The sequence below is a fragment of the Pyxidicoccus sp. M6 genome, from assembly GCF_055568925.1.
This window is the reverse complement of sequence record NZ_CM145714.1, coordinates 13,190,510-13,215,551: the sequence shown is the minus strand read 5'-3', so window position 1 is coordinate 13,215,551 and position 25,042 is coordinate 13,190,510. Positions and strand designations below refer to the sequence as shown.

Here is a 25,042-nt window from a genome sequence, read left to right as displayed (position 1 = left end):
CTGCATGGGCGGGCGCGACGTCAGCGGCCGTCCGCGAACTCGCCGTCTTCGGGAGGCAGGGCCTGCGCCACGCGCGTCTCCTCCACGCCGCCGATGGCCATCTCCGCCTTGCCCTGGTGTGACAGCCGCAGGCCGAGGTGGATGACCCGCTGCCCGGTGCACGGCGCGTAGAGGAGGATGAGGTGGGCCATCTCGGCCGCGACACCCGGAGACACCGCGTGGCGCTTGTCGCCGCGCCCGGAGCGGATGTCGCGCGAGTCCGCCACCTCCAGGCCCACCATGCGTCCCCTGCGCACGCGCACGTTGAAGTCCACGCTCACCGTTCCATCTGCGGGCACCGGCACGGCCTTGAGTTGCTCGCGAACGGACGCAATCACGTCGTCGGCGCCCTGGTCCGGCGACAGGGCACCCTGGCGGCCGGGCAGCGTCCGGGCTCCGACGGGCCGGAAGGTCTGGACGTAGTCGCTGGAGTCCACGCGCCACGAGGACCCCGCGCGGCGCAGCGTCAGCGACACCTCGCGGCCCGGGTGCTTCATCGCGGCGACGAGCGCCGACGTCACCCTGCTCTGCGTGCCCGCGGCATCGGTCACCGGCTTCTCCTGCCGCCCGCCCCGGTTCTCGGCCACGTAGCTCAGCAGCGTGAGCGCGCCCTGCTCGGACCAGAAGGTGAAGCGCAGGACGGCATCCGCGTCGCGCACGTTGGCGGCCACGTTCCACACGCGCGCGGCGACCTGGGCGGCCTCCTCCCTTCCAGCCTTCGTGCCGAGGAGGGGAGGGTGGACCAGGTCCACCTCGTCGTTCCCGGAGCCGCCCGTTCCTGGAGGCGTGCTGGCGCAGCCCGGAGTCAGGGCCATCAGCACCGTGCACGCGATGGAAAGACAGTGGACGCGGAGACGCAGAGACATGTCACTCCCCCTCCGGGCGAGGTGCCCGGGTGACATGAGCCCGAGAATCTCAAAGAGGTCTGACAGGGCTCCGTGAGTGGACAGACGTTGACGCAGGCAACGTACTGACATGCAGCGGCGCCGGTCCCGGGTCACTGTCCATTCCGTCACGCTCGTATGTGGATGCCGCCGGGGTTGATAGGGATTCGCGGGGGCGGGAGCCGGACAGGCGTGGTGCCGTCCCTCCGCTGGCTGATGACTTCACGACACCGCGTGTCCCCGGAGTATGAGCCGGGCCCGGGACGCGCCCCGGACCCGCCTGGAGAGAGAAGCCCTTTCATGCCTCGCCGCTGCACCGGCACCTCGCGGGTGCACGCCGCCCTGCCGTGCCGCTCGACGGGGGCGTCCACCAGTTGAGGCCGCCCCCCGCAAAACCCCCGACATTTCCGAACAGGACGCTCGCGGAAGCTCCTGGTCACGTCCACGCCGTACGTCCCCGAGCCCGGGCGCGTGCGAATTGCGCGGGTGAATCACCGCACGAGTGCGGCCAGCGTGGCCTCGGTGACGAGGCCATACACCGCCGTCTGGGCCACGAGCCACGCATGCTCGGCGGCGCTCCACGTGTTGAAGGACTCCGTCGCGCGGAGCACGGGGAAACTCACCAGCTCGAAGCCGAGCACACCCACACCGAGCAGCAATCCCGGAGGCACGCCTTTCCCAGACGCGCCCTTGCGAAAGAATGTCCACGCCACGCCCAGCAGCGGCCCATACACCGCGCGCATGGCATCACCCCAGCGACGGGCCTGGAGGTCGGACAGCTCCCGGTGCAACACGGAGCGCGCGAGCCGCCCTGCGATGTGTCGCGCGGCATACGGCGGCGCCTTTCCGAGCACCCGATTCCGCAGCGCCACGAAGGCTCGCAGCGCCACGGTGCCCGCGGCGCCAGCAATCAGGGCCTGGGAAAGCGTTGCACGCATGACCGCAAAATGGGGCGTGCCCGGGCCCTACCTCAAGCGAGGGCAGGCGGCGCGGCGGGGGCCCGGCTCCCGGCCGTCAGTCCGAGGCGCCCGGTGCAGGCGCGATACAACCCACGAGGTTCGTCGATGTTTCACGTCACCCGGTGACGAGCGCCACCGCGAAGCCGTCGTAGCCCTTGCTGCCCACCGTCTGCACCGCCGTGCTGCTGACGCGCGGCTCAGCGGCGAGCATCTCATACAGCTTGCGCACGCCCTGGATGTGCGGGTCCGTGCTCGTGGCGTCCATCACCGCGCCATTGCGCACGACGTTGTCGACGATGATGAGGCTGCCCTTGCGCGTGAGCTTCAGCGCCCACTGGAAGTAGTCCGGGTTGCTGCGCTTGTCCGCGTCGATGAAGACGAGGTCGAACGGCCCCCTGCCCTCGGCGGCCAGGACCGGCAGCGTGTCCAGGGCCTTGCCGACGCGCAGGTCGATGACGTCGGACAGGCCCGCGCGGGCGAAGTTGGCGCGCGCCACCTCGGCGTGCCTCGGGTCCATCTCCAGCGTCACCAGCCGGCCGCCCGCAGGCAGCGCCCTCGCGAGCCAGAGGGTGCTGTAGCCGCCCAGCGTGCCCACCTCCAGCACGTTGCGAGCGCCGTGAATCCGCGCGAGCAGGTGCAGGAACTTGCCCTGGTTCGGAGCGACGTGGATGGGAGGAAGCCCCGCCTCGTCGCTGGCGCGGAGCGCCTCCTCCAGCACCGCGTCATGCGGCACGAGCTGGTCGGTGATGTAGCGGTCAACCGCCGTCCACTGCTGCTGAGACATGGCTCCTCCCGAGGGCGCCGGCGCGGCGCACGCGGGTGCAACAGTAACGGCCTCGGTGCTCCCGGCAGTGGAAAGCACCTCGCCTCCGAAGCGGACCTGATGCCCGCCAACACGGCACGGGGGCGTGCCATGCGCCGAGCGCGCGGAGCCTCGCGGCTCGGAAGCGGACCTGATGCCCGCCAACACGGCACGGGAGCGTTACGGCCCGAACACCGTCTCCGCCGTGAGACCCAGCAGCCCCGGATACGTGAGCTGCCCATGGTGGCCGATGATGTGCTGGTAGACCGGGACGCGCAGCGTCAGGGACAACTGCACGCGGCCCACGGGGTACGAGAGCCCACCGCCCACGAGCACGTCCGTGCGGCCCAGGTTGCCGTCCTGCTGCACGCGCCCGTCCCACCGCTCCGGCTGCTCGTTGGCCATGTCCGCGCCCGCGCTCAGCCGCAGGTCTCCCACCACCGGCATTTCACCCGACACGCCCACCGCGAACCGATGCCCGCTCCGGTAGCCATGCGAGTTCTCCAGCAGCGAGAGCTGCGCCTGCCCCCACGCCCGAGCGCTCCACCCGCTGTCCCAGCGTCGCTCCGCCTCCAGTGCCAGCAGCGGCTGCACCGTCCCCGTGCCGAACTGCACGTGCTGGTGCTCCAGCCCGTCCTCGCCCAGGGCGAAGGGATTCTCCACCGTCTCGCCGAGCGGCACCGTGAAGCCCACCCGAGCCACCAGCGCCACCTGCCCCGCGCTGAACGCATGGCGCGCCCGCACCCACGGGTCCGCGAGGCCGAACAGCGTCTCGTCGCGGTGGTGGATGTTCACGTAGTCGAGCGACACCGGCGTCCCGTCCAAACGCCGGAACTGCACCGTCGTCGCGTTCAGCCGCAGCGGGAGCTGGAGCTCCAACCCCCACGTGTCCGTGAGCCCGTACTCCACCCGCGCGCGCAACTCGCCCAGGGAGAAGCGCTGGTCATGGAGCTGCGGCGGCTCATCGCGCTCCGCGCAGATGGGGCCGATGTCCGGGCAGTACGACTCGTGCACCACGCGCACCGAGGTGGCCAGCAGCGCCAGCGACACCGCCGTCTGTCCCGTCTTCAAGCTCGTCTGGGCATTCCCCCCGACCGGGAGGTTGGGATTGCTTCAACCCGCGCACGCCGCGGCCCGGCCCGGCGCCGCCAGCGCGAGGAGCCCCGCCGCCACCGTGAGCCACTTCATCGCGAGCCTCCGTCGGCAATCGCCTTGTCGAGCGCGTCCAAATCCAACCCCGTCACCCGCGCCACCTCGCGCCCGTCCTTCCCGTAGACGATGAGGAACGGCAGGTTGGGCACGCCGCCGAGGTAGCGCTTCGCCACCGGCGTGTCCCACGACACGACATTCAGCTTCCGGTACGCCACGTCCGAGCGCCCGTTGAGCACCCCGTACATGTGCGCGTCCACGCGGCGGCACGGGGCGCACCACTCCGCGTAGAAGTCGAACACCGTCACCTTGCCCTTCACCGCGTGGGCACCCAGCTCCGGCACGTCCTCGCCGGCTTCGGACAGCCGCCGCAGGTCGGCTCCTTCCGCGAGCGCGGGCAGCGGGTCGAAGGACAGGTCCGGGTGGCAGGTGAAGCACTGGGACTCGGGCACGCCGTGCTCGCCGCACCAGTCCTTCGCCGCCTTGAACTTCTCCACGAGCTGGGGATTGCACCGGGTGCACGTCTCGCGAGGCACGCGGTGCTCGCACAGCTCCGCGTTCGCGCTCGACGCCACGCTGAGTGAGCTGAGCTGTCCATGCGGCGCATCCGTCGAGGCCGAGGCGCGCGACGAGGCGCACCCGGCGGCGGACACCAGCACCGCGCCGCTGAGGAAGAGGGATTTCACGAGGCTCATGGGCGGAGCGGAGGATACCCGCTCCGAGCCCTCGCGCTACCCCCGCACGAGGTTGCGCATGACGAACCAGAGGTTGGCCGGACGCTCGGCCAGCCGGCGCATGAAATACGGGTACCAGTGCCGCCCATACGGAACGTAGATGCGCACCGGGTGTCCCTCCTTCACCAGCCGCTCCTGCAAGTCGCGCCGGATGCCATAGAGCATCTGGAACTCATACGCGCCGCGCGGCAGGTGCTGCTTCGCCGCATAGTCGAGCGTGGCGTCAATCATCCGCTCATCATGCGTGGCGATGCCGTGGTACACGCCGCTGTCGAGCAGCACCTTCATGCAGCGGACGAAGTTGGCGTCGACGTCAGTCTTGTCGGGAAAGGCCACGTCCGGACCCTCCAGGTACGCGCCCTTGCACAGCCGGATGCGCACGCGCTCCCTGCACAGCGCCTTCGCGTCCTCCTCCGTGCGCCGCAGGTAGCTCTGCAGCACCGCGCCCACGTGCGGCTCGCCGAACTCCGCGTGCAGCTCGCGCACGATGTCCAGCGTGGCCTGCGTCACCGCGCTCTCCTCCATATCGACGCGCACGAACGAGTCGCGCCGCGTCGCGTCCGCCACCACCTCGCGCGCGTTCCGCAGTGCCAGCGCCTTGTCGATGAGCAGGCCGCACTGGGTCAGCTTCAGCGACACGTTGGCCTTCACATCCGTCTGGTCGATGCGCGCCAGCAATCGCTGGTACTGGCGCACCTCGTCGCGCGTCTCCTCCGGCGTCTTCACCGCCTCGTTGAGGTGGTCGAAGGACACCGTCATTCCCTTCGCGTTGAGGGCCTTCACCGCCTCCACCGCTTCTTCAAGCGTCTCACCGGCGATGAAGCGCGACGCCATTTCACGGAAGGGGCGCAGGCGCGTCGCCAAATCCTTCAGGTTCTCCTGCCGGGACAGGAAGAGCAGCGCGGAGCGGGACAGGTGGGCGGCGGCGGTCATGGAGGTGAGGTGTCTGGCGTTCAGCTCGTGTGTCGAAGGAGGAAGTCTCCGACGAAGTTGTTGAAGGCCTGCGCGTGGCTCATGTACGGCAGATGGCTGGCCTCGCGGAGGACCTCCAGGCGCGCGCCGGGGATGTGCCGGGCCACGTCCCGCGCGGCGTACGTGGGCACCAGCAAATCCCTCCCGCCCTGGATGATGAGCGTGGGCACCTTGATTTCATGGAGCCGCGGCAGGAGGTCCGCGGCCAGCACGTCGCGCAGGCGGCGCAGCAATTCCATGGAGGAAATCCGCCGCGCCTCGCGGACGATTTCCGCGCGGCCCTCCGGCGGCAGCTGCGGGCCGCCCAGCACGCGCGCCACCGTGGGCGCCATGAGGTACGCCAGCGGCTTTGGTGAGCGCACCAGCGTGGACAGCGTCAGCGCCAGCCGGCGGATGCGGCGCACGCTGGCCACCGGCGACACCAGCACCAGCGCCTTCACCCGCTCCGGATGCGCCAGCGTATAGGCGATGGACAGCAGGCTCCCGTACGACGAGCCCACCAGCGCGAAGCGCTCGGGCAGCGCGGCTTCGGCGTGGTTCATCACGGCCAGGTTCCACTGGAGCGGCGTGTGCGTGGCCGGCGTGCGCAGCGGCGGCGTCCACAGGAGCAGCCGCAGCTCATCCGCCAGCGGCCCCATGGATGCGAAGGAGCGTCCACTGGCGCCGAGGCCCGGCAGGCACACCACGGTGCGCGTCGCCGCGAGGCTGCTGCCGGGAAAGGTGAACAGGCGCACCGGCGTGCCGCGCACCATGCGCTCCTCGTGGAGCAGGTGCTCGTAGCCGGACTGGATGTCCTCCACGTCCGGGACGAGCGGCGGCGTGCGGTGGGGCACCGGAGCGTGGGGCGGAGTCGACGAGGCATCAAGCATGGCAGGCCCTCACCAGCAGCCGCCGGACGCTCGCGGCCACGCGGTCCCTGAAGTTGCGCAGGCGGTGCTCGGGGGCGTCCGGGGGCGGCGGCTCGAGCGGCGCGCCCACCGCGAACGTGAGCTGCACGGGCAGGGGCAGCGGGCCCAGCCCCATCACCAGCGGCATCCGGTACTTGTCGTCCTCCGTCAGCCGCAGGCACAGCCGCGCCTCGCCCGGAGGCCAGAAGAAGGTGTCGTCCACACCGAAGCCCGCGAAGGGCACCACCGGCACGCCCGCGTGCGCCGCGAGCTTCACGAAGCCCAGCGCCCGCTCCCAGCGCAGCCGATAGCGCCCATGTCTGCGCTTGAAGGTCTCCCGCGCGCCGCCGGGGTAGCAGACCACCAGCGCGCCGGACTCCAGCGCAGCCAGCGCGTTCTCCCGCGTGCCCTCCACGCCGCCCAGCCAGGGCAGCACCGTGCGCACCAGGGGGATGCGGAAGAAGCCCCGCTCGGCCAGTCCCAGGGGATAACGGCCGGTGGCGCGGTGCAGCAGGTGGAAGAAGGCCGGCGTCTCGTAACCCCACACACCATGGTTGCCCACCAGCAATATCGGCCCGTCCAATGGCAGGTGCTCGGTGCCCACCAGCTTCGCGCGGTGGTACAGGGCGGACAGCGCCGCGCCACGCTCGGCGAAGCGGAACACGGTCTGGCGCAGGCTGGCGAGCGAGGCGTCCACGGGGGAGAAAGATGGCGACGCCCCCGTCCTCCGCCACCCATTCCACTTCCGGAGGCCGGCCCGCCGGGCAGGCGCCTGCCTCCCGAGACACCCTCCCGCACCCCACCTGGTAGGGCGGTGTGCATTGTCGTGAGCAGGGTTAATGGCAGGCTGAAGGCAGGCTCCGGTTGTCTGCCTCCTCTACAATGCCGAACGTTGGGATATGGGCAACCCGTTCGACATCCTCATCGACCAGCACCGTGAGCTGGAGGAATGCTTCGAGCGGCTGGGCTCGGGGGGCGAGCCCGAGGAGCTGCGCGCTGATGTCGCGGAGTTGTTGGAGTTGCTACGACTGCACTCACGCCTGGAGGAGCGCTGCTTCTATCCCCTGCTCATGCAGGTGGATGGGCGCTCCCGGGTCCGCGAGGAGGCGGAAGACCACCTCACCATGCGGGAGCTGATGGACGAACTGGAGGAGCTCTCCCCCGGCCATCCCGAGTGGCAGGCACGCCTTCTGGCCCTGGAAGACCTCGTGGTGGCGCATTTCCAAGAAGAAGAGAGCGCCATGTTGCCCAGACTGAGGACGGCGCTGGATGCGCAGCAGCAGGATGACCTCAGGCGCGAGCTGTGGGCCACCCGAGAGGAGTTGCTGGCACGAGCGCAGGCCTTCCATGTCCCCGGCCGCGGCCCCCTCCTGGAGGCCCTCCGCTGGGATGGCTGAACCGGCCTTCCGAGGGCCGGGAAACAGGCGAGACCTGCGACAAAGGGGCCGAACTTCGTTTCTCAGTCACAACTTTTATCACTTCCTTTAGACAAATCCTAATTTGGAAGGTAAGGGTATGCCTGCATCACAAGACACCCCTCGTCTTCCATCAGCAACCCCCCTTCGTTTCCCCAGGTGAGGAATCAACGAATGTCCGTGGATAAAGCGTTTCGGGACATGATCCGCAACGAGATTGACGCGCAGCTCAAGCCCCTTCGCGACGTGGTGTCGCGTCTGGAGGCGGGCACGGCGGACCTCGACGCCCTCCGCAACGTGGCGGAGCGGCTGGCCCCGCTGGCCGAGGTCGTCGGGCCCCTGTTCGGCGCGCAGGCTCCGGCCGCCAAGGCGGGCCGCCGTGGCCCTGGCCGTCCTCCCGCGCGGGCCGCGCTGAGCGTGGCCGCCCCTACCGGTGGCAAGCGCCGCGGCCGCAAGCCGGCGGCGGGTGCCGAGGGCGCTCGCGAGTGCGCCATCCGTGGCTGCGGCAAGCCCAGCCGCACCAAGGGCTACTGCGCGGCCCACTACCAGAAGCTGCGCATGCTCGAGAAGACCAACCGCCGCCCCTCCGCGTGGAAGGACTACGCCGAGCCCAACAGCGTGGAGGACATCAAGCTGCCGCGTGGACGCGCTGCGTCCAAGGCGCTGGCGGCGGCCGCCCAGGCTGGAAGCGCAGGCTAGCCTAGCGGCACGCTGCCCCGGCCCGGGCAGAATGTGACCGCGCCCCCGTCTACCGTGCTCCCAGGTGGTTTCAGGAGGGAGAGGGTTCGGGGTTGTCCGTGCGAGAGAGTCTTGCTCGCGGGGACTCGCAGAAGCATGTATGCCCGGGCTTATGAACAAACGAGACCTGGAGCCTGGAATCATCACCGACCTGGCCGGAAGGACCACGTACGGTGACTATCTTCAGCTCGACCGGCTGCTGTCTGCACAGGTGACGCGCTCGCAGCCTCCCCACCACGACGAGCTGTTGTTCATCATCCAGCACCAGACGAGTGAGCTGTGGATGAAGCTGCTCATCCACGAGCTGAGCGCGTGCATCCGCTACGTGCAGGCGGACCGGCTGGAGCCCTCGTTCAAGATTTTCGCGCGCGTGGCGCACATCCAGCGGATGCTCTTCGAGCAGTGGAGCGTGCTGGAGACGCTCACCCCGAATGAGTACCTGGAGTTCCGCGAGACGCTCGGCAGCGCCTCGGGGTTCCAGAGCTACCAGTACCGCGCGGTGGAGTTCCTGCTCGGCAACAAGGACCCGAACGCGCTGATGCCCTTCAAGCACGTGCCGGCGGTGCACGCGGAGCTGGAGCGCCTGTTGGAGTCGCCTGGCCTGTATGACGAGTTCCTCCGCCACCTGGGGCGTATGGGGCACAAGGTGCCGCAGAGCCATGTGCAGCGTGACTGGCGTCAGCCGTACGAGAAGAGCCCCGAGGTGATGGAGGTGTTCCGCCGCATCTACGAGGACATCGACGCGCATTGGGATGCGTATGAGATGTGCGAGAAGCTGGTGGATACGGAGGAGCGGTTCCAGCTCTGGCGCTACCGTCACATGATGACGGTGATGCGCATCATCGGCTTCAAGCAGGGCACGGGCGGCTCGTCGGGCGTGGGCTTCCTGCGCAAGGCGTTGGACCTGCGCTTCTTCCCGGAGCTCTGGGACGTGCGCACGGAATTGGCGCCGCCGTCCGCGAAGAGCCGGGGGCCGTGAGAGGCTGGCTGGGAGTGGGGTAGAACGAGGCCCGATGCTCAGCGCTCTCAACATCCAGAACTTCAAGGCGTGGAGGGACACTGGGAGCGTCCGTCTCGCGCCGCTCACCGTCTTCTTCGGGACGAACAGCTCCGGGAAGACGAGCTTCCACCAGCTCTTGTTGATGTTGAAGCAGACGGCCCAGTCCCGCGACAGGCGGCGTGTGCTTCACTTTGGCGACGCGGACTCGCTCGTGGACCTGGGCGTCTGGCCGGAGATGGTGTTCAACCACGACCCGGCGGCGGTGCTCGGCTTCGGATTGAAGTGGAAACACCGACTGGGCTGGAACGAGGACCTCTTCAGGCTTGGCTACACGACGGCTCCGTTCCTCTTTTTTGGCGCGGACGTCGGGCTCGGGAAGGGGGCGCGGGAGAGCCTCGAGGTGAAGCAGTTCGGATACGGCTTCGAGCTCAATGGCGAGCAGGTGATGCTGGGGATGGCACGCTCTCCCGACGGGGAGGGTTATGAAGTGGTGGCACGGCCGCCCGAGATGCTTGGACCTACGGGCTCCGGGAAGGTGCTCGTGCCCGCGCCCATCCACTTCTATGGCTTTCCCGACGAGGTCGGCCCGCACTACCTGCGCGTCGGATGGCTGCGCGACCTCGTCTACGACCTCGAAAGGCAGTTGAACGCGCTGGAGTACCTCGGGCCCCTGCGTCAGAAGCCTTCGCGTTCCTACTCGTGGTCCGGTGAGGCTCCGCAAGGAGTGGGGGAAGAGGGCGAGTGGACGGTCGCGGCGTTGCTCGCGGCGCAGGACCGGGCGATTGCCTTGCGCGGCGGGCAGGCGTGGCCCACCCCCTTCATGAAGGTCATCGCCACCTACCTCCTCAAGCTGGGATTGCTCGAGTCGTTCGAGGCCCGGCTCGTCGCGAAGCACCGCAAGGAGTATGAGTTGCTCGTGCGGACGCCGGGCAACCCCCGGCAGGTCGGCCTGGCGGACGTGGGGTTTGGCATTTCTCAGGTCCTGCCCGTGCTGGTGCAGTGCTTCTATGCGGAACGTGGCTCCACGCTCATCTTCGAGCAGCCCGAGCTCCATCTCCACCCGCGCGCGCAGAGCGAGCTGGGAGACCTCTTCATCGAGGCCATTCACGCGGAGGAGGGTGGAACGCCTCGCGGCATCCAGTTGCTCATCGAAAGCCACTCCGAGCACCTCCTGCGGCGCATCCAGCGGCGCATCGCGGAAGGACGGCTGAAGCCCGAGGAGGCCGCGCTCTACTTCTGCTCGCCCGGTCCGGAGGGCTCGCGCATCGAGGAGCTGAAGCTCGACGAGGACGGCAACATCACCAACTGGCCGGAGAACTTCTTCGGCGATGAGATGGGAGACCTCGTCGCCATGACCGAGGCCGCGATGCGGCGCAAGACAGAGCAGGGGAAGGAATGACGGCACCTGTTCCTCCCTGCGTCGTCGACACCAACGTCCCGCTCACGGCCAACAAGAAGGACGACCCGAGTCCTGCGTGTGTACTGGCCTGCATCCAGGCGCTCCAGACGGTGATGACGACGGGGCACCTCGTGCTGGACGAGCACTGGCTCATCCTCAACGAGTACAAGCACAAGCTGTCCCCAACGGGCCAACCGGGAATCGGAGACCGCTTCCTCAAGTGGGTGCTGACGAATCACGCCAATGCCCAGCGCTGCTCGAAGGTTCGGCTGACACCGCGCCGGGAAGACCCGCGCGACTTCGAGGAGTTCCCTCGTGACGAATCACTCACCAGCTTCGACCCGATGGACCGGAAGTTCGTCGCGGTGAGCTGCGCGCATCCTCAGCGTCCCGTGGTCCTCCAGGCCACGGACAGCAAGTGGTGGGGCCTGCGGAAGGCCCTGCGGGACTGTGGGGTACAGGTCCAGTTCCTCTGCCCCAAGGACATTGACGAAATCCACGAGCGCAAGGGTGGCGAGTGATGACGGACGACTTCTTCAAGTTCCCGCACACCCCGCACATTGCCTGGCTCTCCTCGGGGCCGGTGCGCCATGACAAGGTGTTCTCCCCAGCCGAAGTGAGAGAGTTCCTCGGGGGCGAGGTGCTCATCGAGGAGAAGGTGGATGGCGCCAACCTCGGCATCTCCGTGGGGCCGGGTGGGGAGCTGCGCGCCCAGAACCGTGGCTCGTTTCTGGGCACCCGTGCCTCGCCCCAGTTCCAGCCGCTCTGGCCGTGGCTGGAAGCCCGGCGCCAGCAGCTCGTCGATGCCCTGGGCGAGCACCTGATGCTTTTCGGCGAGTGGTGCTTCGCCGTCCACAGTGTCCGCTACGACGGACTGCCCGACTGGTTCCTCGCCTTCGACGTCTACGACAAGCGGGAGGGGCGCTTCTGGTCCACCGCGCGGCGGGATGCGCTGACGGAGTCGCTGGGGCTCGCGCGAGTGCCCGTGGTCGCGAAGGGGCACTTCACGCTGGACGAGGTGATGAAGTTGTTCGGCACCTCGGCCCTGAGTCACACGCCCATGGAGGGCGTGTACCTGCGGCGCGACGAGGGCGACTTCCTGCTCGCTCGCGCGAAGCTCGTCCGGCCCGAGTTCGTTCAGGCCATCGAGGAGCACTGGTCTTCCCGGCCGCTGGAGCGCAACAGCCTGGCCTCGAAGAAGCCCGCCTGACAGGCTCGCTCCCACTCGGCCGCCAGCCCTGCGTCCGGGCCGTGAGGTCTGCCCTTGGCCGTGGTGCTCCCTAACTTGGAAGGACTTGAAAGGAGCGAACCATGGCCGAGCGCGAGACTCCCAGGAAGGACCCACGGCTTCCGCAGGATGAAACGCCTATCAAGCACGAGGCGGGAGACCGTCCCATCCCCACGCCCGGGCACATCGGCAACCTGCCGGATGACAGCCCCGGACCCGGCAAGCCTGTCGTCTTCCCGCCACGCGAGCCGGTGGACTGAACAGACTGCGTCCCCGAGTGGCGGGCCCGGTTTCCGCGGGACCTCCGCTCCTGTTACATCGGTTGTTCATGTCGGACCCTCGTGAGAGGGTTCGCGCATGAGCCTACCTCACAGGTTGTCCGTCCCGTCAATGACCCGGAAGCCCGCCACCTACGCTGATTTGGAGGCACTCCCCGACGACAAGATTGGGGAGCTCATTGGCGGCGTGTTGTATGCGAGCCCAAGGCCCACGGACCCGCACTCTCGGGTCGCCACGAATCTCATCGGCCAGTTGTATGGACCGTTCGGGCGGAGCCGCAGAGGGGGGCCGGAAGGCTGGATTCTCCGCTTCGAGCCCGAGTTGCACCTGAGCGGTGACGTGCTCGTTCCGGACGTCACGGGCTGGCGGCGCGAGCGCGTGCCCAGGATTCCGGCCGTCGTTGGCATCACGGTGGCTCCGGACTGGGTCTGCGAGGTGCTCTCCCCCTCCACCGCCGCGCTGGACCGCGACAAGAAGCTGACGGTCTACGCACGCGAAGGCGTCCGCCACGTATGGCTCATCGACCCGAGGCTCCGCACCCTGGAGGTCTTCCGGCTCGAAGGGGCGCACTACCTGCGGCTCGTTACCTGGAAGGGGGAGGCCACCGTCCGTGCCGAACCCTTCGACGCGCTGGCGTTGGAACTTCGCCTCCTCTGGGAGGACTAGCGGTTAGGCTGCCGGGCACCATGGCAGCCGCTGAAGTCCCCCTGCTCTTCGACAAGGCCCACGTCCTCTGCTACCGCACCTTCGACATCGCGGAGGAAATCGACCTCGAGCGTGCGCGCAGGGCCATCACCGAGGACGCGCGTCGACTCAAGCTGTCGCGCGAGAACAGCCAGTACATCGAGCTCCCCAACCCGCCCCTGGCCTATGAGCTGGGCCGCAGGCCCCTGGCCCTGCGCGACGGGCCCGTCACCGTGGACGCCACCGCGCGCCTGTTCGACCACGGCGCCGCGTCCATCATCCTCCGCGTCCCCGTCGTCCCCGGCACCACGCTGGAGCACCTCACGCGCGTGGCCGACGAGCTCTATGACAGCCAGGCGCTGGAGGACCTCGCGCTGGAGCTCGTCGAGGGCGTGCGCCGCACCATCGCCCCCGCCGTCCAGACCACGCACCTGTGGGACCAGAACGAGAGCTATACCGTCATCTTCGCGGAGAGCATCCGTGGCAATCCGACCGCGGACGAGCTGCTCGCGCGCATGGACCTGGCACGTCTGCTCCTGGGAGAGAATGGCACCGTGCCGCTGTCCGCCGCCGAGAGCGAGTCCGTGACGAAGGCGCGCTTCAGCTACACGGTGAATGACCTGGTCGTCATCGACTGGAACAGCGCGTTCGTCTACGAGCCGTCGGGTTCGGGGGACATCCCGGACCTGCTCGAAATCGCGAACGCGCAGCTGCTGGAGTTCCGCTACTACGACGAGCGGCTGGACGAGCACATCGCTCGCATCCACGACGAGGTGCAGGCCAAGCGCCACGAGTGGATTCGCCTCTTCCGCAGCCCGTACCGCAACCTGACACGGGAGACGCTCGCCACGCTGGTGGACCTCAACGAGTTCATCGAGCGCGTGGAGAACAGCCTGAAGGTCATCGGCGACTTCTACCTGGCCAAGGTCTACGAGGGCGCCGTGCGCCGCATGCGCATCCCCAACTGGCAGGACTCCGTCACGCGCAAGCAGGAGCTGCTCGCCCAGACGTACGGCCTGCTCAAGGGGGATGTCGACATTGACCGCTCCCACACGCTCGAGGTCGTCGTCATCGTGCTGATTGCGCTCGAAATCGTGTTCGCCATCTTCCGGGTCTTCGAGCACTGAGGTCGAAGACACACCCTGTACCCTCGCACCCTGCACCCTCGGACAGGGCCTGGTGGGTTTCGCGGATTCCCCGGACGTGGGAGACTGAGCATGAGTCACGGGGCGGTGTGCTCGTGCCGGGGGGAGTGGGGCATGAATGTGCCCGAGAGCAGCCTGGTGGCCGCAGTGGACCGCATGTCGCGGGCCCTGGAGCGGCTTGCGTCCGCGCCGCCGGTGGTGGCGGTGCTGGAGGAGGTGCTGCGGCAGGCCGCGGCGACGCTGGGTGCGCCCGGCGCCTTCATCTGCTGGTGGGGCGATGGAGGGCGGCTGCGTACGCTCGTCACGCCGGGCGTGGCGGAGGACGCGTCGGCCATCTGCGCGCAGCGGCTGCTGGCTCACGCGCCCGGGCCTTCCGATTCACCCTCGCCCTACATCGCCGAGAATCTGGAGACGGACGCGCTGCTGGCGGACGAGCCCGAGGCACGGCGGCACCTGGGCGCGGCCTCGCTGCTGTCCCTGCCCATCTTCTTCTCGTCGGGGCGCGGGGCGGCGGGCGTGCTGGCGGTGCTCTTCCGCGAGCCGCGGCGGCTGGTGGAGGAGGACGTGAAGCGCTTCGGCCTCTACGCGCGGCTGGCGGGGCTGGCGCTGGAGCGCGAGCGCACGGCGGAGCTGACCCGCCAGTCCGTGCTGCAAGCGCGCGCGGAGGTGGAGGAGATGGAGGTGCTGCGCCTCAGCCGCTTCCAGGCGGTGACGGAGGCGTTCGGCCGGGCGCTGACTCGCGACGAGGTGGCGCGCGTGGTGCTGGAGCTGGGCCTGCCGGCGGTGGGTGCGGTGGGCGGCATGGTGCACCTCATCGACTCGGGCGGGAATGCGGTGGAGCTGACGGCGTCGGTGGGCGTGCCGGAGGAGTTGCTGGCGCCCATGCGCGTGCTGCCGAGGGGCGGGAAGGACCTGCCGGGCTACGACGCGGTGCGGATGGGAGCGCCGGTGTGGCTGGAGAGTCCGGAGGAGGTGCGGACGCGCTACCCGCGGCTGGCCTCGCTGGTGGCTCCGGGGCGGATGCGCTCGCTGGTGATGCTGCCCCTGTACGTGGAGGGGCGCGTCTTCGGGACGCTGGGCTTCGGGTTCGCGGAGGCGAAGCAGTTCTCCGCGCTGGAGCGGACGTCGATTGCCGGGCTGGCGCGGCAGTGCGGGCAGGCGCTGGAGCGCTCGCGGCTGTATGAGCGGGAGCGCACGGCGCGGCTCCAGGCGGAGGCGGCGGGGCAGCGGCTGAAGCTGCTCGCGGATGCGAGCGCGTTGGTGGCGGGCTCGCTGGAGTGGGAGGAGACGGTGGCGGGCGTGGCCCGGCTGGCGCTGGGCAGCTTCGCGGATGGTTGCACGGTGGATTCGTACGAGGAGGGCGTGGTGCGCCGCCTCGCGGTGCTGCCCGTGGACCCGATGAGGGCTCCGGAGGGCGTGGACATTTCGACGGAGCACGGGGAGCCGTGGCATGCCTCGCTGCTGGCGGAGGTGCTGGCCACGGGGCGCTCGCGCATGGTGACGCGCTCGGCGGGGAAGGCGCGCGCGGCGGCGGGTGGGGGCGTGGTGACGGGGGAGGCGGTGCCTGCCCTGGCGAAGGTGCTGGTGATGCGCGCGGAGAATGCGCGGCGGGAGGGCGCGGCGCAGGCTTCCGGCGGAGGGCGTCCGGCGGTGCAGGTCGCGGATGCTCGCGCGGTGTCGCTCCATGCGGCGGGCTCGCGTGTGCCGGCGCAGGTCCCGGAGCAGGTGGAGTCCTCACCTCAGCAGGAAGTCGGCTCGCTCATCGTGACGCCGCTGGTGGCGCGCCAGCGCACGCTCGGGGCGCTCACCTTCATGCGCGGTGAGTCCCGCGCGCCTTTCAACGAGGCGGACCTCGCGCTCGCGGAGGAGCTGGCGGGCCGTGCGGCCCTGGCCATCGACAACGCGCGCCTGCTTCGCAAGGCCCGCGCGGCGGAGGAGGAGAGCCGCCGCAGTGCCGCGCGCCTCCATGTGCTGGTGCAGGTCAGTCAGCTCATCGCGGAGGCCGGGCTCGACTTGACCAGCGTGCTCGATGTGCTGACCCGCAAGGTGTCCGAGGCCATCGGTGACGCGTGCGTGCTCCAGTTGCTCGCGGCGGACAAGGAGCACCTGGACGTGGTCTCCGTGCACCATCCGGACCCGGAGGCCCGCTCGGTGCTGGAGGCCTCGCTGCATCGCCACCCCGCGCGGCTCGGTGAGGGGCTGTCGGGGCGCGTCGCGGCCAGCGGGCAGACGCTCTTCGTTCCGCGCTTGAATGCGGAGGAGCTCCACGGCGAGCGGCTTCCCGAGGGCGTGTCCTTCCTGGAGCGCTATGGCGCGCAGAGCGTCATCATCGTTCCCCTCGGCGCGCGGGGCCGTGTGCTCGGCACGCTCGGGGTCATGCGCGAGGCGCAGGGTCGCGAGTACACCGTGGAGGAGCGCGCGCTGCTGGAGAGCCTGGCCGCGCGGGCGGCGCTCGCCATCGAGGACGCTCGGCTCTACGGCGCGGCCACGCAGGCGGTGAAGGCTCGTGACGAGCTGCTGTCCGTCGCGGGCCATGAGCTGAAGTCTCCGCTCAATGCGCTCCAGCTCCAGATTCACCTGCTCGCGCGCATGGCGAAGGAGGCCATGGCCGAGAGCGGCCTCGCGGAGCGCGCGGAGAAGGCGGCGCGTGCGAGCCAGCGGCTCGGCCTCCTCATCGACGACCTGCTCGACGTGTCGCGCATCAGCGCCGGCCGCTTGAGCCTCCAGCGTGAGGAGGTGGACCTCGCGGCCCTCACTCGCGAGGTGACGGCGCGCATGTCCGAGGAGTTGGTTCGCGCCGGCAGCGAGGTGCGGCTGTCCTCGGACGGGCCGGTGACGGGGCAGTGGGACCGGCTGCGTCTGGAACAGGTACTCGTGAACCTCCTGTCCAACGCGGCGAAGTACGGCGCGGGCCGCCCGGTGCAGGTGATGGTGGACATCCAGGGGGCCGTGGCCCGGCTCGCCGTGCGCGACCAGGGCATCGGCGTCGCGCCCGAGGAGCAGGAGCGCATCTTCGAGCGCTTCGAGCGCTCCGCCTCGGTGCAGCACTTCAAGGGGCTGGGGCTTGGCCTGTGGATTACCCGCCGCATCGTCGAGGCCCACGGAGGCTGCATCCGCCTGGAGAGCAGGCCGGGAGAGGGCTCCACCTTCACCGTGGAGCTGCCGTTGGACACGTAACCGCTCCGCGCCTCCTGGACAGGTCGCGTCCCCTGCGCTCTGGTGCCGGGACATGACGCACGCATGCCTCCGTTCCGCCCTGCTCACCCTCGTGCTGGGAGCGCTCGCCTCCGGTTGCAGTCACACTCCCGAGGCGCAGCAGCCCACGGCCGACGATGACCGCGACGGAATCCTCAACGCGGACGACGCCTGTCCGAATGCGCGAGGCACCTCCGCGACGCGCGGCTGCCCGCCGAAGGACACGGATGGCGATGGCGTGGACGACTCCGTGGACAAGTGCGTGCGCCTCGCCGGCCCCGCGTCGCGCGAGGGCTGCCCCGTGCGCGACGGGGACGGAGACGGCGTCGAGGACGCGAAGGACGTGTGTCCCCGCGTCCACGGCGTGCTGGAGCGCCAGGGCTGCCCCGTGGAGGACGTGGACCGGGACGGCCTCGAAGGCGCGGTGGACAAGTGCCCCGAGGAGGCCGGCCCCGCCTCCCGCGACGGCTGCCCGGAGAAGGACGCGGACAACGACGGCGTCCCCGATGTCGATGACGCCTGCCCGGACGAGGAAGGCCTCCCCACGCTGCGCGGCTGCCCCGAGCGCGACTCGGACGATGACTCCGTGCCGGACCAGCGCGACAACTGCCCCCGCGAGCGGGGCGCCGCGGACAACCAGGGCTGCTCCCCGAAGCAGAAGCAGCTCGTCGCCATCCGCCACGACCGGCTGGAGCCGCTCGAGCGCATCCGCTTCGAGGCCAACACGGCGAAGCTCCTGCCGTCCACGCTCCCGCTGTTGGACAACGTGGTCCGCGTCCTCCTCGCGCACCCGGAGCTCACGCCCGTCACCGTGGAGGGCCACACCGACAACCGGGGCGACCCGGAGACCAGCCGCGCCATCTCCCTGGCCCGCGCGGAGGCGGTGCGCGACTACCTCGTCCAGCAGGGCATTCCCCCGGAGCGCCTGGAGGCACGCGGATATGGCCTCGACCGGCCCATCGCGTCGAACGAGACGTCCATGGGCCGGGAGACCAACCGCCGCGTGGAGCTGATCCTCCCCGCGCCCCGCGTGAAGAACCCCGGCCGCTGACCGTCCGTGTCAACGCATACCCCATCCTCCGCGCCCCCCGCGCGGTGTAGCATGTGCCCCCATGAGTGCTTCGAGCCCCCTGTTCGGTGACCTGCTGCTCAAGCTGGGCATCGTCACCCCCAGCCAGGTGCAGGAGGCACTCGCCCTGCAGGCCCTCACCGGCCAGCGCGTGGGCGAGGCCCTCATCTCCCTCGGCTACGTCACGCGCGAGCAGATTCAGGACGCGCTGGGCGAGGCGCTCGGGCTCCACCAGGACAAGAGCCCCCTCCAGCCCGCTCTGGGCGAGCTGCTCGTGGGGCTCAAGTACGTGACGCTCGCGCAGCTCGACGAGGCGCTCGCCCGTCAGCGCCGCGACGGCCGCAAGCTGGGCGAAATCCTCGTCGAGCTGGGCCACTGCACGTACAAGCAAATCTACGAAGCGCTCGGCCTGCAGAACCGCATCGCCGGGCGGCAGGAGGCGCCGCGTCCCTTCATCGACGGCCGCCGCCGTGTGGTGGTGGTGGACGACAGCCCGCTGGCCTGTGCCTTCGTGCAGGAGGGGCTCGTCGCGCTGAACTACGAGGTGCTCTGCTTCCAGGACCCGTTCGAGGCGCTGGAGGGCATGAGCCGCCTCCAGCCCGCCATCGTCCTCAGTGACTTGGAGATGCCCGGCCTGGACGGCGTGGAGCTGTGCCGGCGGCTGAAGGAGGGCCCCAGCCGCGGCGTGCCGGTCATCATCCTCACCGCGAACGACCGCGAGGCCGAGCGCGTGCGCGGCCTGCGCGCGGGCGCGGACGACTACGTCAACAAGTCCGCGTCCATGGATGAACTGGCCGCGCGCATCGAGAGCGTGGTGCGCCGCACCGGCGAGACGGAGCGCATGCGCAAGCTGTTCGCGCGCTACACGTCCGACGCGGTGGTGGACGAAATCCTCAAGAGCGCGGACGCGGTGGTGCTCACCGGCGAGAAGCGCGAAGTCACGCTGCTCTTCGCGGACATCCGCAACTTCACCGGGCTGGCGGAGAGCCTGCCGCCAGAGCAGGTGGTGGGTGTGCTCAACCAGGTGCTCGGGCGGCTCTCGGACGCCGTCTTCACGTGCGGCGGCACGCTGGACAAGTTCCTCGGCGACGGGCTGATGGCCGTCTTCGGCGCGCCGGTGGCCCGCGCGGACGATGCGCTGCGCGCGCTCCAGTGCTCGAAGATGATGATGGATGCCATGGCGGACCTGCGCATCGAGGCGGAAGCCGAGTGGTCCGCCAACGGCCGCGAGGGCCAGCCGCTGGTGCTGGAGCTGGGCATCGGCATCAACTCGGGCGTCGTCGTCGCGGGCAATATCGGCAGCACGGTGCGCGCGGAGTACACGTGCATCGGCGACGCGGTGAATGTGGCCGCGCGGCTGTGCGCGCTGGCGGGCCCGGGCGAAATCCTCGTCGGGGAGCGCGCCCGCGAGCTCGTCAACGCCAACGACACCGCCTTCGAGGACCTGCCCCCCGTCCGGCTGAAGGGCAAGCAACAGCCCGTTCCGCTGTACCGCGCTCTCTAGGCTGACACTGGCGGGCCCCTCGAAGTCCCCACCCCGAAGGCGGAAGCAGTGATAGGGAGGGCCCCATGAGCACCACCGCAGACGCCGTGCCTCCCCCCTCGCGCCGCTCGCCCATCCTCTGGGTGGCGCTGGTGTTCGCGCTCGCGATGGTGGGCACGGTGCTGGGCGCGGCGCTGAGCCGCTCGAAGGCCGTGTACTCGGACCGCATCCACCAGGACTTCGCGGTGCTGGAGGACGCGCTGCAGCGCTACCGCGCGGACGGGCATGCGCTGCCGGAGGAGGCGGACCTCCAGGAGCTGCTGGTACCGAAGTACCTGCCGTCCCTCCCGGTGGACCCGTGGGGCCACCCCTACCGCTACACCAGCAATGGCGAGCGGGTGATTCTCATCACGCTCGGCAAGGACGACCTGCGGGGCGGCAAGGGCGAGGAGCAGGACCACACCAACACCGACGGTCACCAGGCGCCGCGCGCGAAGTGACGCCCGGCCGCTCTCCATGAGCAGGGGAGCGGGCGAGCGCAGGCCGCACGTCGTGGCACGCCCGTGACGAGAGCCGGGCCCTGGAGCAAGCCAGCGTGAAGGAGGGGCCCGCCGCCCGGCGGCGTCGTGCCCATCTGTTCCCTCATGAGGTGCCGCTAGCACCCGAATAGGAGGGCGGCCATGGCCATCGTTTGTGCGACGAACCTCTCCCCCGAATCGACCGAGGCGGCGGACGTGGCGGCGATGCTGGCGGCCAGGCTGGGCGAGCCCCTGGTCCTGCTGGGCGTCCTGGATGGTGAGCTTCCCGGCTCCGCGGGGCTGGAGCCGATAGAGCGCGGCCCCAAGCTGCTGGAGGCCGAGTGCGCCCGCTTGAGGCCCGTGGCCGGTGTGGTGCGGCCGGTGCTGCGCTCCAGCGCCTCGACGGACGAAGTCCTCAGCGACGAGGAGTGCCAGCACGCGCGCCAGGTGGTGGTGGCGGCTCGCGGCTGGCGCAGTCCCGCGTGGCGGCGCGCCTCCATGCCCGAGCGGCTGTCTCGCTTCGCCTGCGCCCCGGTGCTGGCGGTGCGGCGCGAGGCGGCCCTGGTGGACTGGCTGCGCGGGCGCAGGCGGCTGCTGGTGATGGTGGGCGTGGACCCGAGCTCGCCCACCTCCGACGCGGCGGTGACGTACCTGCGCGAGCTGCGCCGGGTGGGCCCGTGCGACGTGCTGGCCACCTACGTGTGCTCGCCGCTGGAGGAGCGCGAGCGGCTGGGCATCCACACGCCCGTGCACGTGGAGGTGCTGGACCCGACGGTGCGGAGCATGGAGGCGCTGGACCCGGCCGTGGAGCGGGTGCTGCACCGGGATGTGCACGAGCGGTTGGGGATGCTCGACGGAGAGGGTCGCGTGGAGGTGGTGCTGGAGCCGGGCTTCGGGCGGCCGGCGGACCACCTGCTGCACGTGGCGCATGCGCGCGGGGTGGACGTCGTCGTGGTGGGCACGCACGCGCGCGGCGGGCTGGGGCGGCTGTGGCACGGCTCGGTGTCCGCGGGCGTGCTGCGGCACGCGGAGCAGTCCGTGGTGTGCGTGCCGCCCTCGCTGCGGGAGCCGCGTCCGGCCCTGGCACCGCGCAGCGTGCTGGTGCCGGTGGACTTCTCGGAGGCCAGCTCGCGGGCCATCTCCCAGGCGCGCACGCTGGTGGGCCCCGGAGGCCGCGTGCACCTCCTGCACGTGCACCGGCGGCGCTCGGGAGAGGTGGCGACCTTCCATGACCACTACGGCGTGCTGCCCGAGCCGCCGCGCGAGAAGGACCATGTGCTCCAGCGGCTGTGGGGACTGGTGCCGCGCGACGCGGGGGCGCAGGCGCTGCACTGGAGTGTGGAGGGCGTCTCCGGGGACGACGTGACGCTGGCCATCTGCCAGGCCACGGAGCGCGAGGGCGTGGACCTCGTGTGCGTGGGCACCTCGCCGGAGCCCTCGCGGGAGCCGGATGCGCTCAAGGGCGCGGTGGCTCGCGAGCTGGTGGCCCGCTGCCGGCGGCCCGTCATGGTGGTGCCCACCGCCTGATGTCACATACCCGTCAATTCCTCGTGAAACATCCGGCTCACATGAAAGGAATTTCAGGTGGGAGTGGAGGCGACCGACCTGGAAAGGGGGCGTCACCCGTTGAACGGAGGACCTGATGGGGCGTTAGACTCCCGCAGCCACGATTTTCCAGACAGCAGGGGGTCATCCGGTGACACCGCGCGGTTATCGTGAAGAAGAGCTCGTCTGCAATCGCACCTCGTTGCTCATCCACGGAGGTACGGAAGAGGAGCGTCGCTCCTGGGCCCAGGAGGCGGCCCGCAACTTCGAAGTGGAGTTGGTGGAAGTGAGGCAGCCGGCGGACCTGGCGGGTGCGCTCCGTCAGCCCAACGGCGTGGTGTTCATCCCCGACGTGGCCAAGCTGGGCCGCGACGCGCAGTTCGCGCTGCTGCGCTGCCTGCAGATGCAGGAGGAGCGGCCCAAGGTTGTGGTGGGCCTGTCCGGTGCGGCGGACTCGGCGCTGGCGCGTGGCACGCTGCGCGAGGACCTGCACTACCGGCTGCATCAGGCGCAGGTCGACCTGCAGAAGGACGGCCTGCGTGAGTTGCTGCGGCAGCGCTGGGCGCGGCAGGCGGAGCAGCTCGCGGCGAAGCTGGCCGCGGCGAAGGCCGCCGAGGAGAAGGCCCGCGCCGCCGCCGACGCGCGCCGTCCCGGGACGGTGACTCGCACCGCGCCCAAGCGGAAGGTGATGCCCGTGACGCGCAAGGCGGCGACGACGACGCGCAACGCGGCCCGCTGAAGACGGCGTTTCAGGTTTCATCGGCGGGGCGCCGGCCCATGAGGCGTGCGGCGTCATGCCTGGTGATGCGTGCCCCGTCACGACGGGGCACGCACGCGGGGGGTGCACTTCGCGGCTCTCCGGGGGGGCCCGCCACCCGTGAGGGCGTGCGCCGTGCGTCTGTTGTCGGCGCGAAGCTCCGGGCAACGCGTGCCCCTTCCTGTCAGCCGGTGTGCTGGCGTGCCGTCCCCGGTGCGCCGCCATCCACCCGGGGAGGGAACGTGAAGAAGCTGGAGCTCGTGCAGGGAGACATCACGAAGGTCGGCGCGGACGCCATCGTCAACGCCGCCAACAGCTCGCTGCTGGGAGGCGGCGGCGTGGACGGCGCCATCCACCGCGCGGCCGGCCGCGAGCTGCTCGCCGAGTGCCGCGACCTGGGGGGGTGTCCCCCGGGCCAGGCGAAGCTGACGAAGGGCTACCGGCTCCCCGCGCGCCACGTCATCCACACGGTGGGCCCGGTGTGGCGGGGCGGAAACGCCTCCGAGGAGGCCGTGCTCGCGCGCTGCTACAAGAGTGTCTTCGCGCTCGTGGAGCAGCACGGGCTGCGCTCCGTGGCCTTCCCGTCCATCTCCACCGGCGCCTATGGCTTCCCGATTGAGAAGGCCGCGCCCATCGCCCTGCGCGAGATGCGCGCCGCCCTGGAGCGGCTGCCCCACCTGGAGCAGGTGACGGTGGTGCTCTTCTCACCCTGGGATTTGGAGGTGTATCAGCGCGCGCTCGCCGCGGCGCCGCCCTCCAACCCGGGCGGGAATGTGTGAACCGGAAAAACTGGGCTAAGGTTGACGCACTGCCTTTCCCACCCATCCCGGAGCAAGACATGACGCAGGAGAACGCCAACAAGCCCAAGCGGGGTCTCAAGCGGCCCGTCGAGGTGGTTCGTGCCGAGCTGCTCAAGGACCCGGAGACGAAGAAAATCGCCGAGGCCGTGAGCATGAAGCTCGAGGACTACGTGGAGCTGGTCCTCAAGTACGCCCAGGACAAGGACAAGGAGCCCGAGCTCGCCGTCATCTCCGACGAGGAGCTGAAGAAGAACGGCTTCGACCCCCTGTCCTCCGAGGAGGCCGCGGACATCATCATCAAGGGCATGAAGGGCGAGCTGCCCGGCTCTCCCCCGGACTTCGAGGCGTCCAAGTTCACCCAGGGGAAGGCCACGGCGGGAAAGCCGTCGCTGTCGCCGCAGCAGGACCAGGCCACCGGCCCGCAGGACCCCGCCGCCCAGAAGGCGCTGCAGGATCAGCTCAAGCGGGGCGGGGGCGGCGGTAACCGCGCTTGACCCGGAGCTCGGGAAGGCCCGCCGGGACGGAAAATCGGCCGAATAAATAAAGAGGAAACAATTCGGCCGCCGTCCCGAGAATCTTTCTGAGCTTCATCTCCGGCACAATTTCTTCCTCAAACTTCAAGAAATCCAAGGGGTCCTACCATGGGCGGCATTGGCAAGATCGTCAGCAAGGTTACCGATACGGTTGGCAAGGTCGCGCAGACGGTCAGCAAGGTTGCTGGCGGCATCGCGAACATCGGCGGCAAGGCGATGGAGTTCCTCCAGAAGCCGGTGAGCGCGCTGACGAACCCCATCGCCAAGTTCATCGGCGACAAGGTCGGTAGCCTCCCGTTCGTGGGCAAGTTCCTCGGCCCCATCGCCGAGGGCCTGGTGAAGAAGGGCGCGTCGGCGCTGCTGGGCGAGGGCCCCCTGGGCGGCATCGGCTTCCTGTCGAAGCTGGCCCCCAAGCTGGCGGACCTGACGAAGATCGCCCAGAGCGTGAAGACGGCGGCCGACAAGGTCGGTGGCTTCGCCCAGAACCCGCTCGGCCTGCAGAACTTCCAGAACATCATCGCGCAGAACCACGCCCGCTTCGTCGAGTGAGCGGTCGCGCCCCAGGCGCGATGAAGCAAACGAGAGGGCCGGCTTCCCGCGAAGGTGCGGGGCCGGCCCTCCGGCTTTTGAGGGGATGTGTCGGTGGGGCCGGCTTGCCGCGAAGGTGCGGAGCTGGCCCCTTGGCTTTGCGGGGGAGGGGAGATCGGGCCGGCGCTTCCCGCGAAGGTGCGGGGTCAGCCCTCTGGCATAGAGGGGAGAGCAGTGCGGACTGGCGTCACACGCAGGTGTGAGATCAGCCCTTCGGCGCTGCAGTGGGACGGTGAAGGC

General features: G+C 69.9%; 26 protein-coding genes. 18 read left to right on the top strand and 8 right to left on the bottom strand.

Going from position 1 to position 25,042, the window contains the following annotated elements; all coding sequences use genetic code 11:
- Positions 1-20: 20 nt before the first annotated feature.
- From ACVTJA_RS52325 to ACVTJA_RS52290, 8 genes are all read right to left on the bottom strand, one after another.
- Entirely contained in the window at positions 21-905 is an 885-nt protein-coding gene (locus ACVTJA_RS52325; protein ID WP_465832438.1) for a hypothetical protein, read from the bottom strand.
- Positions 906-1,414: 509 nt separating this feature from the next.
- Complete coding sequence (locus ACVTJA_RS52320) at positions 1,415-1,861, bottom strand: hypothetical protein (RefSeq protein ID WP_465832437.1); 447 nt, start codon at positions 1,859-1,861, stop codon at positions 1,415-1,417.
- Positions 1,862-1,997: 136 nt separating this feature from the next.
- Positions 1,998-2,666 carry an O-methyltransferase gene (locus tag ACVTJA_RS52315; RefSeq protein ID WP_465832435.1) on the bottom strand — a complete coding sequence of 223 codons (669 nt, stop codon included), beginning with the start codon at positions 2,664-2,666 and terminating at the stop codon, positions 1,998-2,000.
- Positions 2,667-2,864: 198 nt separating this feature from the next.
- Positions 2,865-3,755, bottom strand: coding sequence for a hypothetical protein (locus ACVTJA_RS52310; protein WP_465832434.1), 891 nt, complete (start codon positions 3,753-3,755; stop codon positions 2,865-2,867).
- A 113-nt stretch (positions 3,756-3,868) separates the two neighbouring features.
- Positions 3,869-4,528, bottom strand: coding sequence for a TlpA family protein disulfide reductase (locus tag ACVTJA_RS52305; protein ID WP_465832432.1), 660 nt, complete (start codon positions 4,526-4,528; stop codon positions 3,869-3,871).
- A gap of 36 nt (positions 4,529-4,564) precedes the next feature.
- Positions 4,565-5,500, bottom strand: coding sequence for a proline dehydrogenase family protein (locus tag ACVTJA_RS52300; protein ID WP_465832430.1), 936 nt, complete (start codon positions 5,498-5,500; stop codon positions 4,565-4,567).
- Positions 5,501-5,520: 20 nt separating this feature from the next.
- Positions 5,521-6,408, bottom strand: coding sequence for an alpha/beta fold hydrolase (locus ACVTJA_RS52295; protein WP_465832429.1), 888 nt, complete (start codon positions 6,406-6,408; stop codon positions 5,521-5,523).
- Entirely contained in the window at positions 6,401-7,123 is a 723-nt protein-coding gene (locus ACVTJA_RS52290; RefSeq protein WP_465832427.1) for a lysophospholipid acyltransferase family protein, read from the bottom strand. Before ACVTJA_RS52290 ends, ACVTJA_RS52295 begins: the two co-directional genes overlap by 8 nt.
- Before the next feature lie 202 nt (positions 7,124-7,325).
- On the opposite strand from ACVTJA_RS52290, the gene ACVTJA_RS52285 reads away from it, so the two are divergent.
- The 18 genes from ACVTJA_RS52285 (at position 7,326) to ACVTJA_RS52200 (ending at position 24,763) form a co-directional block, all read left to right on the top strand.
- Positions 7,326-7,823, top strand: coding sequence for a hemerythrin domain-containing protein (locus ACVTJA_RS52285; protein WP_465832425.1), 498 nt, complete (start codon positions 7,326-7,328; stop codon positions 7,821-7,823).
- Between the two features lie 192 nt (positions 7,824-8,015).
- Positions 8,016-8,540 carry a cell wall protein gene (locus tag ACVTJA_RS52280; RefSeq protein WP_465832423.1) on the top strand — a complete coding sequence of 175 codons (525 nt, stop codon included), beginning with the start codon at positions 8,016-8,018 and terminating at the stop codon, positions 8,538-8,540.
- A gap of 139 nt (positions 8,541-8,679) precedes the next feature.
- Positions 8,680-9,558, top strand: a complete 879-nt coding sequence (locus ACVTJA_RS52275) for a tryptophan 2,3-dioxygenase (protein WP_465832421.1) — start codon at positions 8,680-8,682, stop codon at positions 9,556-9,558.
- A gap of 34 nt (positions 9,559-9,592) precedes the next feature.
- Positions 9,593-10,978: an AAA family ATPase gene (locus ACVTJA_RS52270; protein ID WP_465832420.1), complete on the top strand. Its 1,386-nt coding sequence runs from the start codon at positions 9,593-9,595 to the stop codon at positions 10,976-10,978.
- Positions 10,975-11,499, top strand: coding sequence for a hypothetical protein (locus tag ACVTJA_RS52265; protein ID WP_465832418.1), 525 nt, complete (start codon positions 10,975-10,977; stop codon positions 11,497-11,499). The genes ACVTJA_RS52270 and ACVTJA_RS52265 overlap by 4 nt, the downstream gene beginning before the upstream one ends.
- The gene (locus ACVTJA_RS52260; protein WP_465832416.1) at positions 11,499-12,188 is read left to right on the top strand and encodes an RNA ligase family protein; all 690 of its coding nucleotides are present in this window, start codon (positions 11,499-11,501) and stop codon (positions 12,186-12,188) included. The genes ACVTJA_RS52265 and ACVTJA_RS52260 overlap by 1 nt, the downstream gene beginning before the upstream one ends.
- Positions 12,189-12,289: 101 nt before the next feature.
- Positions 12,290-12,466: a hypothetical protein gene (locus ACVTJA_RS52255; protein ID WP_465832414.1), complete on the top strand. Its 177-nt coding sequence runs from the start codon at positions 12,290-12,292 to the stop codon at positions 12,464-12,466.
- A 130-nt stretch (positions 12,467-12,596) separates the two neighbouring features.
- The gene (locus ACVTJA_RS52250) at positions 12,597-13,151 is read left to right on the top strand and encodes a Uma2 family endonuclease (protein WP_465832412.1); all 555 of its coding nucleotides are present in this window, start codon (positions 12,597-12,599) and stop codon (positions 13,149-13,151) included.
- Positions 13,152-13,171: 20 nt separating this feature from the next.
- Entirely contained in the window at positions 13,172-14,296 is a 1,125-nt protein-coding gene (locus ACVTJA_RS52245) for a hypothetical protein (protein WP_465832410.1), read from the top strand.
- Between the two features lie 132 nt (positions 14,297-14,428).
- Positions 14,429-17,491: a sensor histidine kinase gene (locus ACVTJA_RS52240; protein ID WP_465832408.1), complete on the top strand. Its 3,063-nt coding sequence runs from the start codon at positions 14,429-14,431 to the stop codon at positions 17,489-17,491.
- Between the two features lie 52 nt (positions 17,492-17,543).
- Complete coding sequence (locus ACVTJA_RS52235) at positions 17,544-18,560, top strand: OmpA family protein (RefSeq protein WP_465832406.1); 1,017 nt, start codon at positions 17,544-17,546, stop codon at positions 18,558-18,560.
- A 61-nt stretch (positions 18,561-18,621) separates the two neighbouring features.
- Entirely contained in the window at positions 18,622-20,082 is a 1,461-nt protein-coding gene (locus ACVTJA_RS52230; RefSeq protein WP_465832404.1) for an adenylate/guanylate cyclase domain-containing protein, read from the top strand.
- Between the two features lie 65 nt (positions 20,083-20,147).
- Positions 20,148-20,561 (top strand): type II secretion system protein GspG, encoded by a 414-nt coding sequence (locus ACVTJA_RS52225; protein WP_465832402.1) that lies wholly within the window; start codon positions 20,148-20,150, stop codon positions 20,559-20,561.
- Positions 20,562-20,741: 180 nt separating this feature from the next.
- Entirely contained in the window at positions 20,742-22,106 is a 1,365-nt protein-coding gene (locus ACVTJA_RS52220) for a universal stress protein (RefSeq protein WP_465832400.1), read from the top strand.
- Between the two features lie 169 nt (positions 22,107-22,275).
- Positions 22,276-22,863: a P-loop NTPase family protein gene (locus ACVTJA_RS52215; protein WP_465832398.1), complete on the top strand. Its 588-nt coding sequence runs from the start codon at positions 22,276-22,278 to the stop codon at positions 22,861-22,863.
- Positions 22,864-23,123: 260 nt separating this feature from the next.
- Entirely contained in the window at positions 23,124-23,660 is a 537-nt protein-coding gene (locus ACVTJA_RS52210; RefSeq protein WP_465832397.1) for an O-acetyl-ADP-ribose deacetylase, read from the top strand.
- A gap of 59 nt (positions 23,661-23,719) precedes the next feature.
- Positions 23,720-24,175, top strand: a complete 456-nt coding sequence (locus ACVTJA_RS52205) for a hypothetical protein (RefSeq protein WP_465832395.1) — start codon at positions 23,720-23,722, stop codon at positions 24,173-24,175.
- Positions 24,176-24,322: 147 nt separating this feature from the next.
- The gene (locus ACVTJA_RS52200) at positions 24,323-24,763 is read left to right on the top strand and encodes a hypothetical protein (protein WP_465832393.1); all 441 of its coding nucleotides are present in this window, start codon (positions 24,323-24,325) and stop codon (positions 24,761-24,763) included.
- Positions 24,764-25,042 lie beyond the last annotated feature (279 nt).

Bases quoted from the DNA above. Each gene is read 5' to 3' on its own strand.
- ACVTJA_RS52325 (WP_465832438.1), bottom strand. From the start codon at position 905: ATGTCTCTGCGTCTCCGCGTCCACTGTCTTTCCATCGCGTGCACGGTG.
- ACVTJA_RS52320 (WP_465832437.1), bottom strand. From the start codon at position 1,861: ATGCGTGCAACGCTTTCCCAGGCCCTGATTGCTGGCGCCGCGGGCACC.
- ACVTJA_RS52315 (WP_465832435.1), bottom strand. From the start codon at position 2,666: ATGTCTCAGCAGCAGTGGACGGCGGTTGACCGCTACATCACCGACCAG.
- ACVTJA_RS52305 (WP_465832432.1), bottom strand. From the start codon at position 4,528: ATGAGCCTCGTGAAATCCCTCTTCCTCAGCGGCGCGGTGCTGGTGTCC.
- ACVTJA_RS52300 (WP_465832430.1), bottom strand. From the start codon at position 5,500: ATGACCGCCGCCGCCCACCTGTCCCGCTCCGCGCTGCTCTTCCTGTCC.
- ACVTJA_RS52295 (WP_465832429.1), bottom strand. From the start codon at position 6,408: ATGCTTGATGCCTCGTCGACTCCGCCCCACGCTCCGGTGCCCCACCGC.
- ACVTJA_RS52285 (WP_465832425.1), top strand. From the start codon at position 7,326: ATGGGCAACCCGTTCGACATCCTCATCGACCAGCACCGTGAGCTGGAG.
- ACVTJA_RS52280 (WP_465832423.1), top strand. From the start codon at position 8,016: ATGTCCGTGGATAAAGCGTTTCGGGACATGATCCGCAACGAGATTGAC.
- ACVTJA_RS52275 (WP_465832421.1), top strand. From the start codon at position 8,680: ATGCCCGGGCTTATGAACAAACGAGACCTGGAGCCTGGAATCATCACC.
- ACVTJA_RS52270 (WP_465832420.1), top strand. From the start codon at position 9,593: ATGCTCAGCGCTCTCAACATCCAGAACTTCAAGGCGTGGAGGGACACT.
- ACVTJA_RS52265 (WP_465832418.1), top strand. From the start codon at position 10,975: ATGACGGCACCTGTTCCTCCCTGCGTCGTCGACACCAACGTCCCGCTC.
- ACVTJA_RS52260 (WP_465832416.1), top strand. From the start codon at position 11,499: ATGACGGACGACTTCTTCAAGTTCCCGCACACCCCGCACATTGCCTGG.
- ACVTJA_RS52255 (WP_465832414.1), top strand. From the start codon at position 12,290: ATGGCCGAGCGCGAGACTCCCAGGAAGGACCCACGGCTTCCGCAGGAT.
- ACVTJA_RS52250 (WP_465832412.1), top strand. From the start codon at position 12,597: ATGACCCGGAAGCCCGCCACCTACGCTGATTTGGAGGCACTCCCCGAC.
- ACVTJA_RS52245 (WP_465832410.1), top strand. From the start codon at position 13,172: ATGGCAGCCGCTGAAGTCCCCCTGCTCTTCGACAAGGCCCACGTCCTC.
- ACVTJA_RS52240 (WP_465832408.1), top strand. From the start codon at position 14,429: ATGAATGTGCCCGAGAGCAGCCTGGTGGCCGCAGTGGACCGCATGTCG.
- ACVTJA_RS52235 (WP_465832406.1), top strand. From the start codon at position 17,544: ATGACGCACGCATGCCTCCGTTCCGCCCTGCTCACCCTCGTGCTGGGA.
- ACVTJA_RS52230 (WP_465832404.1), top strand. From the start codon at position 18,622: ATGAGTGCTTCGAGCCCCCTGTTCGGTGACCTGCTGCTCAAGCTGGGC.
- ACVTJA_RS52225 (WP_465832402.1), top strand. From the start codon at position 20,148: ATGAGCACCACCGCAGACGCCGTGCCTCCCCCCTCGCGCCGCTCGCCC.
- ACVTJA_RS52220 (WP_465832400.1), top strand. From the start codon at position 20,742: ATGGCCATCGTTTGTGCGACGAACCTCTCCCCCGAATCGACCGAGGCG.
- ACVTJA_RS52205 (WP_465832395.1), top strand. From the start codon at position 23,720: ATGACGCAGGAGAACGCCAACAAGCCCAAGCGGGGTCTCAAGCGGCCC.
- ACVTJA_RS52200 (WP_465832393.1), top strand. From the start codon at position 24,323: ATGGGCGGCATTGGCAAGATCGTCAGCAAGGTTACCGATACGGTTGGC.